This window comes from Idiomarina zobellii (genome assembly GCF_900100855.1).
Classification (GTDB): Bacteria; Pseudomonadota; Gammaproteobacteria; order Enterobacterales; family Alteromonadaceae; genus Idiomarina; species Idiomarina zobellii.
In genome coordinates this window covers 38,921-53,267 of sequence record NZ_FNCB01000002.1, presented here as the reverse complement: position 1 = coordinate 53,267, position 14,347 = coordinate 38,921, and the positions used below count along the sequence as shown (strand labels likewise).

The 14,347-nt window shown below is 47.1% G+C and carries 17 protein-coding genes; 11 read left to right on the top strand and 6 right to left on the bottom strand.

Annotated elements, in window-relative coordinates:
- Positions 1-2: 2 nt before the first annotated feature.
- Positions 3-833: an NADPH-dependent 7-cyano-7-deazaguanine reductase QueF gene (queF, locus tag BLT32_RS02355; protein ID WP_053952704.1), complete on the bottom strand. Its 831-nt coding sequence runs from the start codon at positions 831-833 to the stop codon at positions 3-5.
- 59 nt (positions 834-892) lie between these two features.
- Here queF and syd point away from each other — a divergent pair, with 59 nt between their 5' ends.
- From syd to BLT32_RS02340, 3 genes are all read left to right on the top strand, one after another.
- Positions 893-1,444, top strand: a complete 552-nt coding sequence (syd, locus tag BLT32_RS02350) for a SecY-interacting protein (RefSeq protein WP_053952703.1) — start codon at positions 893-895, stop codon at positions 1,442-1,444.
- Positions 1,445-1,509: 65 nt separating this feature from the next.
- Positions 1,510-2,193: a GNAT family N-acetyltransferase gene (locus BLT32_RS02345; protein ID WP_053952702.1), complete on the top strand. Its 684-nt coding sequence runs from the start codon at positions 1,510-1,512 to the stop codon at positions 2,191-2,193.
- Positions 2,193-2,507 (top strand): Mpo1-like protein, encoded by a 315-nt coding sequence (locus BLT32_RS02340; RefSeq protein ID WP_053952701.1) that lies wholly within the window; start codon positions 2,193-2,195, stop codon positions 2,505-2,507. Before BLT32_RS02345 ends, BLT32_RS02340 begins: the two co-directional genes overlap by 1 nt.
- On the opposite strand, the gene BLT32_RS02335 is transcribed toward BLT32_RS02340, so the two are convergent.
- Together BLT32_RS02335 and BLT32_RS02330 are read right to left on the bottom strand one after the other, a co-directional pair.
- Positions 2,478-2,789 (bottom strand): DUF3301 domain-containing protein, encoded by a 312-nt coding sequence (locus BLT32_RS02335; protein ID WP_053952700.1) that lies wholly within the window; start codon positions 2,787-2,789, stop codon positions 2,478-2,480. The genes BLT32_RS02340 and BLT32_RS02335 overlap by 30 nt on opposite strands.
- A gap of 4 nt (positions 2,790-2,793) precedes the next feature.
- Positions 2,794-3,819: a DUF3549 family protein gene (locus BLT32_RS02330; RefSeq protein WP_053952699.1), complete on the bottom strand. Its 1,026-nt coding sequence runs from the start codon at positions 3,817-3,819 to the stop codon at positions 2,794-2,796.
- A gap of 92 nt (positions 3,820-3,911) precedes the next feature.
- Between BLT32_RS02330 and BLT32_RS02325 the strand changes: the two genes are divergently transcribed.
- Both BLT32_RS02325 and truC read left to right on the top strand, forming a co-directional pair.
- Entirely contained in the window at positions 3,912-4,256 is a 345-nt protein-coding gene (locus tag BLT32_RS02325; protein ID WP_053952698.1) for a YqcC family protein, read from the top strand.
- Positions 4,256-4,972 (top strand): tRNA pseudouridine(65) synthase TruC, encoded by a 717-nt coding sequence (gene truC, locus BLT32_RS02320; protein WP_053952697.1) that lies wholly within the window; start codon positions 4,256-4,258, stop codon positions 4,970-4,972. Before BLT32_RS02325 ends, truC begins: the two co-directional genes overlap by 1 nt.
- A 12-nt stretch (positions 4,973-4,984) precedes the next feature.
- On the opposite strand, the gene dapD is transcribed toward truC, so the two are convergent.
- Genes dapD through map form a run of 3 tightly spaced genes read right to left on the bottom strand, consistent with a single transcriptional unit; the run spans position 4,985 to position 9,259 of the window.
- A complete protein-coding gene (gene dapD, locus BLT32_RS02315) occupies positions 4,985-5,809 on the bottom strand; it encodes a 2,3,4,5-tetrahydropyridine-2,6-dicarboxylate N-succinyltransferase (protein ID WP_053952696.1) in 825 nt (274 codons plus the stop codon).
- A 9-nt stretch (positions 5,810-5,818) separates the two neighbouring features.
- On the bottom strand, positions 5,819-8,455 hold the full coding sequence (gene glnD / locus BLT32_RS02310) for a [protein-PII] uridylyltransferase (RefSeq protein ID WP_053952695.1): 2,637 nt from the start codon (positions 8,453-8,455) through the stop codon (positions 5,819-5,821).
- Between the two features lie 12 nt (positions 8,456-8,467).
- Positions 8,468-9,259, bottom strand: coding sequence for a type I methionyl aminopeptidase (map, locus tag BLT32_RS02305; protein ID WP_053952694.1), 792 nt, complete (start codon positions 9,257-9,259; stop codon positions 8,468-8,470).
- 317 nt (positions 9,260-9,576) lie between these two features.
- Between map and rpsB the strand changes: the two genes are divergently transcribed.
- From rpsB to BLT32_RS02275, 6 genes are all read left to right on the top strand, one after another.
- Complete coding sequence (gene rpsB / locus BLT32_RS02300) at positions 9,577-10,305, top strand: 30S ribosomal protein S2 (RefSeq protein WP_053952693.1); 729 nt, start codon at positions 9,577-9,579, stop codon at positions 10,303-10,305.
- 15 nt (positions 10,306-10,320) lie between these two features.
- Positions 10,321-11,199, top strand: coding sequence for a translation elongation factor Ts (gene tsf, locus BLT32_RS02295; protein WP_053952692.1), 879 nt, complete (start codon positions 10,321-10,323; stop codon positions 11,197-11,199).
- Between the two features lie 97 nt (positions 11,200-11,296).
- Positions 11,297-12,031, top strand: coding sequence for a UMP kinase (gene pyrH / locus BLT32_RS02290; protein WP_053952691.1), 735 nt, complete (start codon positions 11,297-11,299; stop codon positions 12,029-12,031).
- Positions 12,032-12,062: 31 nt separating this feature from the next.
- Positions 12,063-12,620, top strand: coding sequence for a ribosome recycling factor (gene frr / locus BLT32_RS02285; protein ID WP_053952690.1), 558 nt, complete (start codon positions 12,063-12,065; stop codon positions 12,618-12,620).
- Between the two features lie 81 nt (positions 12,621-12,701).
- Positions 12,702-13,475 (top strand): polyprenyl diphosphate synthase, encoded by a 774-nt coding sequence (uppS, locus tag BLT32_RS02280; RefSeq protein ID WP_053952689.1) that lies wholly within the window; start codon positions 12,702-12,704, stop codon positions 13,473-13,475.
- A 3-nt stretch (positions 13,476-13,478) separates the two neighbouring features.
- Positions 13,479-14,345, top strand: a complete 867-nt coding sequence (locus BLT32_RS02275; protein WP_053952688.1) for a phosphatidate cytidylyltransferase — start codon at positions 13,479-13,481, stop codon at positions 14,343-14,345.
- The last annotated feature ends 2 nt before the right edge of the window (positions 14,346-14,347 follow it).

Sequence of the window (14,347 nt, the reverse complement as noted above, 5' to 3'; positions counted from 1 at the left end):
ATTTACTGACGGGCCAAGCGTTGCATTTGCGGCGCTGGCTCGAAGTTGGAGCGAAATGGGTTGATGTCCAGCCCACCTCGTCGTGTGTAACGTGCGTATACACTCAGCTTCTTAACACCAAGAGCGAGTATGTCCTGAAAAATTCGCTCGACACATTGCTCATGAAACTCATTGTGGCCGCGAAAAGACACCAAGTAAGCTAACAAGGCCGCTTTGTTGATTTTAGGCCCTTGATAATGAATGAAGACTGAGCCCCAGTCAGGCTGGTTGGTGATTAAGCAGTTTGATTTTAGTAGGTGGCTGTGCAGCTTTTCTTCGACCTCTTTAGCATTGTCTTCAAGCTTCAACAGCTCCGGGCGATAATCATAATGTTCAATATCGATATCCTGCGAGTCTATACATTCGCCCTGAAAGTCAGCAATAGCTTCATGAGCCACACGACTTAATGGGGTCAGCTGGACAGACACGGAGTCGCCTGCACAGGCTGACAAATCTTTTTTCATAATGCTTTGAACGTCGCCCCAAGTGTCGAAACGGCTTTCATTAAAACTGTTCAGGTATAACTTGAAAGACTTTGATTCGACCAGGTTAGGGCTGGCAGCAGGCACTTCAAAATAACCGATAGCTACTTGCGGTAAGCCTTTGGCATTTAGCCATGAAAGTTCATAACCGGTCCATTGATCAACTCCGCTAAAGGGCAGTTCACCTGAAATGCCTATTGGCTCCCGGTTCAACGAGCGCGGAACAGCCTGTAACTGACTTGAGTCGTATTGGCTTGGGTATTCGGTTTGCTGGCCAAGGCTTAAATGGCCGAGTGCATCCTTTTTTGGCATTTGTGTCACTCCGTACGTACAATGAGGCCATTGTAAAATGTCTGAGTGAGCAGTACCAGATGCAGAATTTAGAAAGTGTGTTAGATAACCTCATAGAAAGCTACGTCGAGAAATTGCCGGTTCGTTATACCGAGTATGTTTCGGAGTGGGATAGTCCTATTTATGGCACTGTAATAGATGATGACACGGTAGAGTGGAGTCCCGTTAAGCAGGCGTCGCCGTTGTCTTTTGAGGACTTAGAAAAGGCTCTTGAAACAACTTTCCATGACAGTATAAAAACCGTCTTTGGACGTTGGTTTGCCGGTGATTTAGCGCTGGAATACGACGGGCATCCGGTAACTTTATTACAAGTGCAAAGCCCTGAGGACGGTGAGCGACTATTGGCAAATCTGACCGGTCATATCCTTATGAAGCGTCGTTTAAAACAACCTGAAACGGTGTTTATTGGTTTAGGTGTTGAGAATGATGACTTGTTGGTGTCTATCGATAATTCGACCGGGCAAGTTGGTTTAGAGTGGGTTGGCAAAGAGCAACATGAGTGCCTTGCTGACTCTCTGGAAGACTGGCTGATAAAGTGCCAACCAAAGGACCCTTCTTCTGCAATTGAGTGACTCGACAGTCTGTTAAAAAAAGGTTAGCTTGATGTTTATCAAGAATAACAAAGAGGTTGTCCGGGATGCAGGGGCTAACAGAGGCTACAGAGCAGGAAATACAACACGCCAGTGAACAAAGCAGTGGCGAGGTGCAGGGGGAGTTGACCTATCTGGTTGCTGAAGACCTGAAGGTTGCAGCCTCGTTACTTTTTCAGACTTACTATGACGACGAGCTGTTGCAAAAGATTTTCCGCGCCGACAAAGCGGACTATGATAAACGGTTAAGAGCCGCTATTCGGGAAGATCTCACCTCATTTTGGGAAAGCGGGCAGTCAATTATCGGCATTAGAGATGGTGGTACCTTACTGGGCGTAGCCTGCCTGACCCGACCGGGAAAAAGCTTTGGCCCCGGGCGCTTTTGGCATTGGCGCATAAGCATGTTGTTGACGGCGGGCTTTTTAAGTACTAAACAAGTCATGGAAAAAGAGCGCCGTATTCAGGAAGCGATGCCCGATGTTCCGTACCATATGCTGGCGTTTATTGCGGTGGCGCCACAGTATCAACAGCAGGGCATTGGTCATTTATTGGTGGAGGCTGCTAAGTCAGCTTTTCAGGAAGACCCGGAGTCTCAGGGAATTGCAGTCTTTGTGACTCGTGCAGACTATCAGGCCTTTTTCAAAAAGCGTGGGTATCGTCTGCAAGCGCAAATCGAATTTGAAACACTGTCCGGTGAGCTGCTGTTTTATCCAAAGGAGGAGGCTGAATAATGAGCTACTCCAGTTTTAAAGAGTTTTACCCTTACTACTTACAGGAGCATTCCGACACGCGTTGCCGAGCCTTACATTATATCGGCAGCACTCTGGTACTCATTGTACTTGCCTATGCGCTGTTCACTCAAAGCTACTGGTGGTTGCTGGCTGTGCCTGTTATTGGTTATGGCTTTGCCTGGCTTGGGCATTTTATTTTCGAGAAAAACAAACCGGCGACCTTCAAATACCCACTGTACAGCCTGATGGGCGACTGGGTTATGTACAAAGATGCTTGGGTTAACTTACTGACCGGGCACTCTAAAGGGCGGTAACTCCACACCAATTAACCGCTGATTGTGTAGTGTTAAATCGCCCTCGTAGCGGGTTTCACCGTCACTGGAAAAGCCCAGTTTAAAGGTACTGCGCCAACCTGGTTGACTGCCTTTAAACGACCAGTGCGTTTTATCTCGCCGAATGTCTAAGAACTGCAAACCTTGTTGCTTACAGTAATAAATGGCGTGTTTTTGGGCGCTTTCCGATTGCTGCCGGTGTTGCCAAAACACCCAAACCGCAAGCAGTAAAACCAGAAAGACTATGACATCGAGTAAATTCATGCGGTTACTTCACCTGCGACTTTAAACGGTTCAGTGCCTGTTGTACCGGCTCTGAAAGTTGCTGCTGCGCAATGAGAGACAGTAACTGTGGACGCACAGTTGGCAGTGCGATGATGTCCTGGAAAAGCGCATCGAATAAGGTGACGTCCAGTTTAGCAATAGCGTTGAGGTAGCTATTTAGGATTGTCGGCTCTGCCAACACACGCCATAAACGAGCCGCAATAACGACCAGTTGGTCCGCATTGGCGGTCTCAATCAGTGACGCAACTTGTTTTTGCACTCTTGGCTCATCTGACGCGCTTGCCAATGCTCTCAACGCGTCTGTTGTGAGCTCTGAATCTGCTGTGTTTATCAGCTCCAGTAACGCGTTGCGTAAGTGCGCCGGTATAGACTGATGCTCGAGCGCTGCGGCCAGAGGCGAACGCACACCGTTGGGGTAGCTCGCAAAGTGTTCAGCAATGGCCGTGCTAATATCGTTGCGCTGCATTAAACGTGCAGCTACATCATGAAGCCCTTGTAAGCCGATATTTTGCCAATTCTGACTGCCATTTGGTTTTAGCAAATAAGCTTCAGCCGCTTCAAAGTGGATAGACGGTGATAAGTTATGTTGGCATTGAACATGAGCGTGCAAAGCTGCTCGCTGTGTTTCTGAGGGCGTGAGTAAATAAGGGTTCTGCTGCAACTGCTCTTGCTGTTCCTCAGTGAGCTCGCCGGTAATCTCGTGCCCCAGCGCGTTAATCACATACTCGAGATATTGATTTCGCGCTGCCAGGTTAAGTAGACCACGCTCGTCTAATGGAAACTGCAGAAACCATAAATAGGGCGGTTGTTCAGCGCTTTTGTGTTGAAACAGAACGGCAATTTGAGCCTGACGGGCAATTGGATAAGGGTATGGCTGTTGCTGATGTTCAACAGCGTTGAACTGCTCCTGAGAGAGCTCGGTTAAGCAACGGCCAATGTCAAAGACCTGATACTCGGTTTGGCCTGCTTTTAGAAAATCGCCCAGGGTTGTAATGCTCTGCTCTGACACAAAAACTCCATTTCACTTGAATTTTGGAACGTATTAAACCACTATTGCGCCATTATAACGATTAATAACCTCATGTGGTAACGGAGTCTGATATGGAGCAGTATCAGAAAGCGGCTCGATTATTAGATAGGATTGAACGCGAGCTCAATAGTTTAGGTCTTTGGCAGTCTCACCAACCGCCGGTTCAGGCACTCGAAAGTCAGCAACCTTTTGCGGTTGATACCCTGGAATTTCATCAGTGGCTGCAATTTATCATGATACCTAAAATGTGGTCACTCATTGACGGGCAGCGGCCGCTCCCAGAAGGCACTTCTATAAGCCCCATGGCGGCTCACACCTACCGTAATGAACTCGAACAATATGAGCAACTCATAGGGCTTATTCGCGAGTTCGATGTTCTGCTAAGTGGCACTGACCCTTTGCAGGATGATCTTTAATGCGACCACCTTTGGATATTATTTATCAGGACGATGATTTAGCCGTTATTAACAAGCCCAGTGGCTTATTGGTTCACCGTAGCCGCATTGCTAGTGAGGCCCGGGAATTTGCCATGCAAATGCTGCGCGACCAAATTGGCCAGCATGTTTACCCTGTACACCGCCTCGACAGGCCTACCTCCGGACTTTTAATCTTTGCGCTCAGCAGCGAAATTGCGACCAAAATGTCGGAAAGCTTTGCCACTAGCCAGGTAGAAAAACAATATCATGCGGTTGTCCGTGGCTATTTACCTGAGGAAGGAACTGTCGATTATCCGCTAAAAGAAGAGCTTGATAAAATTGCTGACGCACAGGCGGATAAAGACAAAGAGGCACAGGAGGCTGTGACGCATTTTCGCTGCCTGGAAAAAGTGGAATTACCCTTTAAAGTCAGCAAAAAGCACGATACAACGCGTTATTCCTTAGTTGAGTTAACGCCTGAAACAGGGCGCAAGCACCAGCTCCGTAGACACATGGCACACCTTCGTCATCCTATTATTGGTGACACGAACCATGGTGACGGTCGCCATAACCGGTTCTTTCGGGAACATTTTGACAGCCATAGATTGCTGTTAGCGGCAACGGGAGTGGAATTTAAACACCCGGTAAGTGGCGAAACCATTTCATTAACAGTGCCACTTCCGGATGAGTTTCTTAAGGCCTTTCAGGCAGATTAAGCCTATTGTTGTTTATTCAGCGCCTCGAAGTAGGGCGTTGATACCCACTTTGGCGCGCGTTTTCGCATCAACACGCTTAACGATAATAGCGGCATAAAGACTATGAGTCCCATCTGCTGCAGGCAGTGAGCCCGGTACAACAACGGCACCGGCTGGAACACGGCCGTACAGAATACGGTCATTCTCCCGGTCATAAATGCGGGTGCTTTGGCCAATGTAAACTCCCATTGAAATAACCGCACCTTCTTCCACGATAACGCCTTCAACGATCTCAGAGCGCGCACCAATAAAGCAGTTGTCTTCAATAAGGGTTGGGTTTGCCTGTAATGGTTCTAATACACCACCAATGCCGACGCCACCCGACAAATGCACGTTTTTACCGATTTGCGCACAAGAGCCGACGGTAGCCCAGGTATCAACCATGCTGCCTTCACCAACGTAGGCACCGATGTTGACATAAGATGGCATGACAACAACGTTGCGACCGATATAAGCGCCTTTGCGCACCATAGCGGGCGGCACGACACGCATACCCTCAGCACGGAAGCGGGCACTGTCGTAGTCAGCAAACTTCGCAGGCACCTTGTCCCAGAAGCGAGTTTCGCCGCCTTCAATTAAATCGTTGTCGTTCAAGCGAAAAGACAACAGAACCGCCTTTTTAAGCCATTGGTGTACGACCCATTCGCCTGACACTTTTTCGGCAACGCGCAGTTCACCGCGATCAATTTCGTCAATGACGTAGCGTACAGCTTCACGCAGCTCATCGTCGTCTGTGTTGGCGTTGATTTGGTCGCGGTTGTCGAAAGCATCAGTAATTAATTGTTTAATGTGTTCCATGGTTCTAATTTAAAACTCCAAGTCTTCGATAATCTGTTGTTTAAGCGCTTGTTTTTGTTGCTCATCCAGCGACGTGTTGTCTTCCGAGGTTACAATGAACAAATCTTCTGCCTGCTCACCAATGGTGGTGATTTTTGCGGCCAACAAGGTGACGTTTTGCTGTTGTAAAATAGCCGCCAGTTTAGCAATAAGTCCCGGCCTGTCTAGTGTTATCAGCTCAAAAGTCGTTCGTCCCTGATGCTTGCTTGGTATAAAAGACACTTCGGTTTTTACCGAGAAATTTTTCATACGGCGGGACAACGGGCGATTGGTTTTAGGGACAGGAACGCGTTTATGCAGTACGTCCAGTAACTGCTGCTTCACTTCTTCAATGCGTTGCGGCTCTGTTAACGGTTTGCCGTCTCGCTGCAAAACAATGAAGGTATCCATGACAAAGCCGTCGCGTGTTGCCAGTATTTGTGCATCCAGAATGCTGAGTTGCTGACTGTCCAGAACGCCGGCAACAGATGCAAATAAATGGCTTTCCTCATGATGATAAATAAATAACTCGGTGGTGCCATAGTTATTTTCATCGCCAATCAGAATAAGCGGCAGCTGATCGGTCGGCAAATTCAGAATGTGCTGCGAATGCCAGCTAATTTGCTCAGCGGTATGGCGAAAGAAGTAATCTGCTGTAAAGCGTCCCCAAAGGGCGTTAATGTCGCTTTTATCAAAGCCGGCGCTTAATAAAAGCGCCATAGCATTAGCTTTGTTTTCTTTTATTTTCTCCCGCACATCCAGTGTGGGTTGGCTGCTGTCTTGTTGCAGCAAATAAGCGGTCGCATTGTAGAGTTCTTCTAGCAGCGTCGCTTTCCAGTTGTTCCAAAGCGATTGATTGGTGGCTCGAATATCAGCAACCGTCAGGCAATAGAGAAAGTCTAACCGTTCTACCGTTTGTACCTGATTAGCGAATTCCTGAATCACTTCCGGGTCGTGAATGTCTCGCTTTTGTGCGGTGACTGACATGGTCAAGTGGTGTCGAACCAACCAGGCGACCAGCTCTGCATCGTCTTCGGAATATCCGTGCTGATGACAGAAGTTGCGAGCATCCATTTCACCCAGCTCTGAATGGTCGCCACCGCGGCCTTTGGCAATATCGTGAAAGATACCGGCTAAATATAGGCAGTACTTACGCTCCATTTGCTGCACAATTTTTTCGCACAGCGGAAATTGTTCGGCGTATTTCTCGTCGCTATAGCGATACAAGTTTCTGACTAAGCGGAAGGTGTGCTCGTCTACTGTGTATGCATGGAAAAGATCGAACTGCATTTGCCCGACAATTTGCTGCCACTGTGGCAAGTAGCTGGCCAATACACTGTGATGATGCATTAACGAAAATGCCAAACCGCATCCACGCTTATGTTGAATAAGCTGGTTAAACTTATTTCGACAGTCTGGGTTGTGACTGAGTGGCTCGGTCAATTGCGCACGGGCGTTACGAATCAGCCTGATAGTATTCGAGTGAATGCCGGTTATTTGCGGGTACTCGGCAATACAAACAAAGGCTCGAATTAAGTTAACCGGGTTGTCAAAAACCTCGTCATGACGTGCCGTTAAAAGTGTATTCGAGATAGCAAAGTCGCGGTCAATGAGCTCAGCATCCTGAAGGTCTTGCGTGCCCAAAATTGCCTGATGAAAGAACTGCAATAACATTTGGTTGAGTTCACTGACTCGAAGAACCACTTTGAAGTAATCCTTCATCATTGTTTCGACGGACGACTTACCTTCGTTTCCATAACCTAACCGGACCGCCACTCCAGGTTGGAAGTCGAATAGTAGGCGATCTTCACGTTTTCCAGCTTCGATATGCAGTGCAAAGCGTATCCGCCAAAGCCAGTTCATACAGTCTCTTAACTCAACAAACTCGTCAGCGGTCATGTAACCATATTCAACCAGGTTTTCATCGGAATGAGTCTGAAAGTGACGCTTCGCAATCCAGCCTATGGTCTGAATATCACGTAGTCCACCCGGGCTCGACTTAATATTGGGCTCAAGGTTATAAGACGTACTGTGGTATTGCTGATGCCGCTGCCGCTGCTCATCCAGCTTTGCCTGATAAAAATCGCGGCTGCTCCAGGGAAAGTCATTAATTAGGTGTTGATGAAACTCGTTGAATAGTTCCTCTGAGCCAGTGAGAAATCGGCTTTCAATGAGGTTGGTTGCAACGGTAATATCATCATCGGCCTGCTGAAAACACTCATCTATGGAGCGAACAGAATGACCAATATCCAGGTGCAAATCCCATAAAAAGGTAATGAGTCGACTGAGCTTGTCTTCAACCACGCGAAGGCTATCGCTCTTTTCATCAACCAGTATCAGTAGATCGATATCAGAGCCAGGGTGCAGAGTTTCCCGACCATAGCCGCCTACCGCAATTAACGTGGCGGATTCCTCATTCAGTTCAAATTGCGACCACAATTGTTCGAGTAACTGATCAAAAAAGTTGGCTCGGTGATGAACCAGTTCGTCAATATCAGCGGTAACAAAACGGGTGGCTGACCAGTTTTGGTAACTGGTCAGTAACTCTTTATAGTCTTTTGTTTCAGGTGGGCTGTTCCGGCTGGGCCAATGGCCGTGAAAGTCTTTATCATTGTCAGCATTGGCCATAAGCGTACACCTTTAGTCGTTGTGTTCAATGACGCGTTGTAAGTCAGTCTCATCGTTACGTAACGTAAGCACTTCAACGCCGTTGTCAGTCACCAGTAACGTATGTTCCCACTGCGCACTTAAACTGCGGTCTTTCGTTAGCACTGTCCAGCCGTCTTTCATAAGCTTTGTTTGGCGTTTTCCGGCGTTGACCATAGGCTCTATAGTAAAGCACATGCCGGGTTTTAACTCCTCACCAGTACCCGCTTTGCCGTAATGCAGAACTTGAGGGTCTTCGTGGAACACTGCACCAATGCCGTGCCCGCAATATTCACGAACGATTGAATAGCCGTGTCCTTCCGCATGTTTCTGAATGACTTCAGCAAAGTCTCCAAGACGAATACCCGGCTTAACCATTTCAATGGCTTTATACAGAGACTCCTGGGTTACTCGGATAAGGCGCTCAGCTAAAATGGAAGGTTTACCAACGACGAACATTTTTGATGTATCACCGTGATAGCCATCGAGTTTCACTGTGACATCGATATTCATGATATCGCCGTCTTTAAGCTTCTTCGGTCCCGGAATACCATGGCAGACACAATGGTTAACTGATGTACAAATAGACTTAGGAAACCCATGATAATTAAGCGGTGCAGGGTAGGCGCCGTGGTCGGTAATGTATTTGTGGCAAATATCATCAAGCTCTTCAGTGGTTACGCCAGGCTTTACATGCTCACCTATCATTTCCAGTACACTGGCGGCGAGCTTGCCCGCTGCGCGCATCTTTTCAATTTCTTCCGGAGTCTTAATAGATATGCTCATTTTGTTATTCGTCCATACCGCTCATAAAAAACGACAGTTTAACAGCCGCAGCAAAACTTCGCTATGTTCACTCACTAAGGGCTTATAAAAACACGATTTAAGTGGTTTTTAGTTGTTGTTGCAGCGGCTTTATGGTATAAAACGCACGCTTTTTCGGTTGGCCGGATATTCTCTTAATAAATGGTCGTCGCAAATAGCAACTCAATAAACAATTGTATAATCCACACATACACCGGCACATAAGGCGGGGTGCTTAGCTAGACTAAGTCGGCTTATGGGGTGTATGGAGGCTTAACCCCTTACAAAAGGAAAATATTATGGCTAACGTGTCAATGCGTGACATGCTGAAAGCAGGTGTCCACTTCGGTCACCAAACTCGTTTCTGGAACCCGAAAATGAAACCTTACATTTTCGGCGCTCGTAACAAGATTCATATCATTAACCTCGAAAAGACTGTGCCAATGTTCAACGATGCGTTGAGCTACATGCAGCACGTTGCTTCAAACAAAGGTAAAATCCTGTTTGTTGGTACTAAGCGCGCAGCGTCTGAAGCGGTTAAAGAAGCAGCTAACAACTGTGGTCAGTACTACGTTAACCACCGTTGGTTAGGCGGTATGCTGACTAACTGGAAAACAGTACGTCAGTCTATCAAGCGTTTGAAAGACCTTGAAACAATGAGCCAAGACGGCACTTTCGACAAGCTGACTAAGAAAGAAGCGTTGGTTAACACCCGCGAAATGGAAAAGCTTGAGAAAGGTTTAGGCGGTATCAAGAACATGGGCGGTTTGCCTGACGTTCTTTTCGTTATCGATGCTGACCACGAGCACATTGCAATTAAAGAAGCGAACAACCTGGGGATTCCTGTTGTTTCTGTTGTTGATACCAACTCAGATCCAGACGGCGTTGACTACATTGTTCCAGGTAACGATGACGCAATCCGTGCGGTACAGTTATACCTGAACTCAGCTGCTGATGCGATTAAAGAAGCGCGCGTAGCACAGGTTGAAGCGAAAGACTCTGACGACTTCGTCGAAGCAAGTGAATAATCGAGGATAGAGATCATGGCAATTACAGCAGCTCAAGTTAAAGAACTGCGCGAGCGCACAGGCGCTGGCATGATGGACTGCAAAAAAGCATTGCAGGAAGTCGACGGCGATATGGAAGCCGCAATTGAACTGATGCGTAAAAGTGGTCAGGCTAAAGCCGCTAAGAAAGCGGGCCGTGTTGCCGCTGAAGGTGTTATTTTAGTTAAGTCTGAAGGCAGCCAGGCAACGTTAGTTGAACTGAACTGTGAAACTGACTTCGTTGCTCGTGACGAAAACTTCTTAGGCTTCGGTGAGAAAGTTATCAACGCTGCGTTTGCAAACAAAGAAAACGACGTTGAAAAACTGAAAGCAACCGACATTGGTGGCGAAACAGTTGAGAAAACTCGCGAAGACTTAGTGGCTAAAATCGGCGAGAACATGAATGTTCGTCGCGTTCAAACGATTGAAGCTGGCGACGTTGTTGCAACTTACACGCACGGTGCTCGCATCGGTGTTGCTGTTGCATTAACCGGCGGCGACGAAGACTTAGCTCGTGACCTGTGTATGCACGTTGCAGCAAGCAGCCCTCAGTTTGTTAAGCCTGAAGACGTAGACGCAGAAGTTGTTGAAAAAGAGCGTTCTATTCAGGTTGATATCGCTATGCAAAGCGGTAAACCTAAAGAAATCGCTGAGAAAATGGTTGAAGGCCGTATGCGTAAGTTTACCGGCGAAATCAGCCTGACGGGTCAGCCTTTCGTTAAAGATCCATCAATGACTGTTGGTGAATTATTGAAGAAAGCTGGCGCTGACGTTGTTACTTTCGTGCGCTTTGAAGTGGGCGAAGGCATTGAGCGTAAAGAAGAAGACTTTGCTTCTGAAGTTCAGGCTCAAGTGGCAGCAGCGAACAAAGGTTAATCTAGTGGTTTCGACCAACTTGATAACATAAAATACAACCGCGTCTTGAGCGTTCAGGACGCGGTTTTTTTTAACCTAAAAAAGAGTAGAGGCAATAATGACTACCCATCCTAAACCCAGTTATCGACGCATATTGTTAAAGCTCAGTGGTGAAGCGCTTATGGGCGATGAGCCATTCGGTATTGACGCCAAGGTCTTAGACCGTATGGCGCAAGAAATTAAAGAACTGGTTGAACTTGGGGTTCAGGTCGGTTTGGTCATTGGTGGCGGTAATTTATTCCGCGGAGAAGGCCTTGCTAAAGCCGGTATGAATCGGGTTGTGGGCGACCACATGGGTATGTTGGCAACGGTCATGAACGGTCTTGCTATGCGTGATGCATTGCACCGGGCTTTCGTTAACGCTCGCCTTATGTCAGCAATTGAATTGACCGGCGTGTGCGATAGCTACAACTGGGCGGAAGCCATTAGTTTGCTTAAATCAGGCCGCGTTGTTATTTTCTCTGCGGGTACGGGAAATCCGTTTTTCACCACAGATTCCGCAGCATGTTTACGCGGTATCGAAATAGAAGCTGAAATGGTTCTTAAGGGAACCAAAGTTGATGGTGTCTATTCAGATGATCCGGTGAGTAACCCGGACGCCACATTATATAAGCACATAAGCTACAATGATGTGCTGGAAAAACAACTGAAAGTCATGGATTTAGCGGCATTTACGCTAGCCAGGGACCACGGCTTGCCAATTCGGGTATTCAACATGAATAAGCCGGGCTCTTTACGATCAGTGATTCTTGGTGAAGAAGAAGGTACACTGATCAGTCACGATGCAGAATGAAGACAGATTCTAAGATTAAAGGGTATAAACAGTGATAAAAGAAATTATTGAAGATGCAAAATCGCGCATGGAGAAGAGTGTAGAATCGCTGCGCAGTCAAATGTCAAAAGTACGCACAGGTCGTGCTCACCCAAGTATTCTTGATAGTGTCATGGTTAATTATTACGGTACTGACACGCCGCTTAAACAGTTGGCAAATATCACGACTGAAGACTCTAGAACTCTGGCTTTGACTGTATTTGATAAATCATCATCGCAGGCCGTAGAAAAAGCGATTATGGATTCAGATTTAGGCTTGAACCCAGCCTCGGCTGGCGCTGTCATTCGCATTCCGCTGCCGCCGCTAACAGAAGAGCGCCGTAAGGATCTAGTGAAAATTGTGCGCGCTGAAGCTGAACAAGGGCGTGTAGCGGTACGTAACATTCGCCGTGACGCAAACGGCGATATTAAAGATTTGCTGAAAGAAAAAGAAATAACAGAAGACGAAGAGCGTCAGGCGGAAGATGAAATTCAAAAGCTGACTGATAAATACGTGAAGCAAATTGACGAAGCACTGAAAGCGAAAGAAGAAGACTTGATGGAAATATAATCATCAGGTGATGAGTTCATTGGTGTATGACGCCGTGTCAGGTATACTCGCACGGCGTTTTTTAATGTTCATGGCTGATACATGAAAGAGCTACCGTCAATAAAACAGTTAGTACCCAAACACGTCGCTATTATAATGGACGGTAATGGGCGTTGGGCGAAACAACGTGGCAAAGCACGGACATCGGGTCACAAGGCCGGAGCTGAAGCGGTGCGTCGCGCGGTTGCCTTTGCAAGGCGTAATGGCATAGAGTCGTTGACGCTTTTTGCATTCAGTAGTGAGAACTGGAACAGACCTGCGACAGAAGTTTCTCTGTTAATGGAGTTGTTTATGTCGGTGCTCAAAAAAGAAGTGGTGAAGCTGGACGAGAATAATATTCAGCTGCGCATCATTGGTGATAAAAGCCGCTTCTCGAAAAGGTTGCAAAAGCAAATTGCGCAAGCAGAAGAAAAAACAGCAGGGAACGACCAATTAACTCTGAACATTGCCGCCAACTACGGCGGGCAATGGGATATTACCCAAGCCTGCAGGACATTGGCCAAAAAAGTTGAAGATGGCGACTTAACCGCAGAAGAAATAGCAGAAGAGGCGCTGGCAGATAATTTAATGTTGTCTGACCAAGCCACACCTGACTTATTGATTCGCACAGGTGGCGAGCACCGCATCAGCAATTTTCTGTTATGGCAACTGGCGTATGCAGAGCTGTTCTTTACGCCGGTATTATGGCCAGATTTTGACGATACAACCTTTGCAGAGGCCATTAACGATTTTGCGCAGCGTGAACGTCGGTTTGGGCTGACAAGTGAACAGCTAACTATGCTAATGCAAGACATAGATACTCGAACAGAGGAATAACACTTGCTAAAACAACGAATTATAACGGCATTATTACTCATTCCAATTGCGCTTTATTGCGTCTTTTTGCTCCCGCTTTGGGGCTTTTCATTGTTTATTCAGGCCGTCATTATGATGGGCGCCTGGGAATGGTCTCCGCTAATGGGGGTACGTCGTAAATCGGCAAGAATTGCGTATGTTGCCTTTATAGGGGCCATAATTGGTGTGTTGTCTTGGCTGGTTCCCTTAGGCGATTTATGGGGAGATGACGGCGCATTAAACAGCGTGACTTATTACACGATAGTATTTGGCGGTGTTTGGTGGGTGATAGCACTGGCGTTAATCGTTAACTACCCATCAAGTCGTCGTGTCTGGTCCCGAACTCGTGCAATTGTTGGCGTGTTTGGAGTGCTTATTTTCATTCCGACCTGGGCAGCCTTAATGACTGTTCGCTCAATTAACTTTGAAGACAATCCTTATTTTGGTGGTTGGGTCGTTCTGTTTATTCTCTTACTGGTGTGGGCGGCTGATGTAGGGGCTTATTTTGCCGGTGTGCGTTATGGTCGTAATAAAATGATGCCCGCGGTCAGCCCAGGCAAGACAATGGAAGGCCTTTGCGGTGGCGTGACTTTAGCTTTTGTCGTCATGATGGTTGTTGCGCATTGGACAAAAGTGCCGGCTGATCAGTTTACGGGCTATTACCTCACGGGACTTTTTACTGTGGTTGCCTCAGTGTTTGGTGACTTAAATGAAAGTATGTTCAAACGTAGTGCCGGTGTGAAAGATAGTGGCTCAATTTTACCCGGACACGGTGGAATTTTAGACCGAATAGACAGTCTTACAGCTGCGGTTCCTGTATTTACTTTAGCTTACCTGGAGTTTTTGCACTAATT

Excerpts from the sequence above, each read along its gene's own strand:
- queF (WP_053952704.1), bottom strand. The coding sequence starts at position 833 with ATGCCAAAAAAGGATGCACTCGGCCATTTAAGCCTTGGCCAGCAAACC.
- syd (WP_053952703.1), top strand. The coding sequence starts at position 893 with ATGCAGAATTTAGAAAGTGTGTTAGATAACCTCATAGAAAGCTACGTC.
- BLT32_RS02345 (WP_053952702.1), top strand. The coding sequence starts at position 1,510 with ATGCAGGGGCTAACAGAGGCTACAGAGCAGGAAATACAACACGCCAGT.
- BLT32_RS02340 (WP_053952701.1), top strand. The coding sequence starts at position 2,193 with ATGAGCTACTCCAGTTTTAAAGAGTTTTACCCTTACTACTTACAGGAG.
- BLT32_RS02335 (WP_053952700.1), bottom strand. The coding sequence starts at position 2,789 with ATGAATTTACTCGATGTCATAGTCTTTCTGGTTTTACTGCTTGCGGTT.
- BLT32_RS02325 (WP_053952698.1), top strand. The coding sequence starts at position 3,912 with ATGGAGCAGTATCAGAAAGCGGCTCGATTATTAGATAGGATTGAACGC.
- truC (WP_053952697.1), top strand. The coding sequence starts at position 4,256 with ATGCGACCACCTTTGGATATTATTTATCAGGACGATGATTTAGCCGTT.
- dapD (WP_053952696.1), bottom strand. The coding sequence starts at position 5,809 with ATGGAACACATTAAACAATTAATTACTGATGCTTTCGACAACCGCGAC.
- glnD (WP_053952695.1), bottom strand. The coding sequence starts at position 8,455 with ATGGCCAATGCTGACAATGATAAAGACTTTCACGGCCATTGGCCCAGC.
- map (WP_053952694.1), bottom strand. The coding sequence starts at position 9,259 with ATGAGCATATCTATTAAGACTCCGGAAGAAATTGAAAAGATGCGCGCA.
- rpsB (WP_053952693.1), top strand. The coding sequence starts at position 9,577 with ATGGCTAACGTGTCAATGCGTGACATGCTGAAAGCAGGTGTCCACTTC.
- tsf (WP_053952692.1), top strand. The coding sequence starts at position 10,321 with ATGGCAATTACAGCAGCTCAAGTTAAAGAACTGCGCGAGCGCACAGGC.
- pyrH (WP_053952691.1), top strand. The coding sequence starts at position 11,297 with ATGACTACCCATCCTAAACCCAGTTATCGACGCATATTGTTAAAGCTC.
- uppS (WP_053952689.1), top strand. The coding sequence starts at position 12,702 with ATGAAAGAGCTACCGTCAATAAAACAGTTAGTACCCAAACACGTCGCT.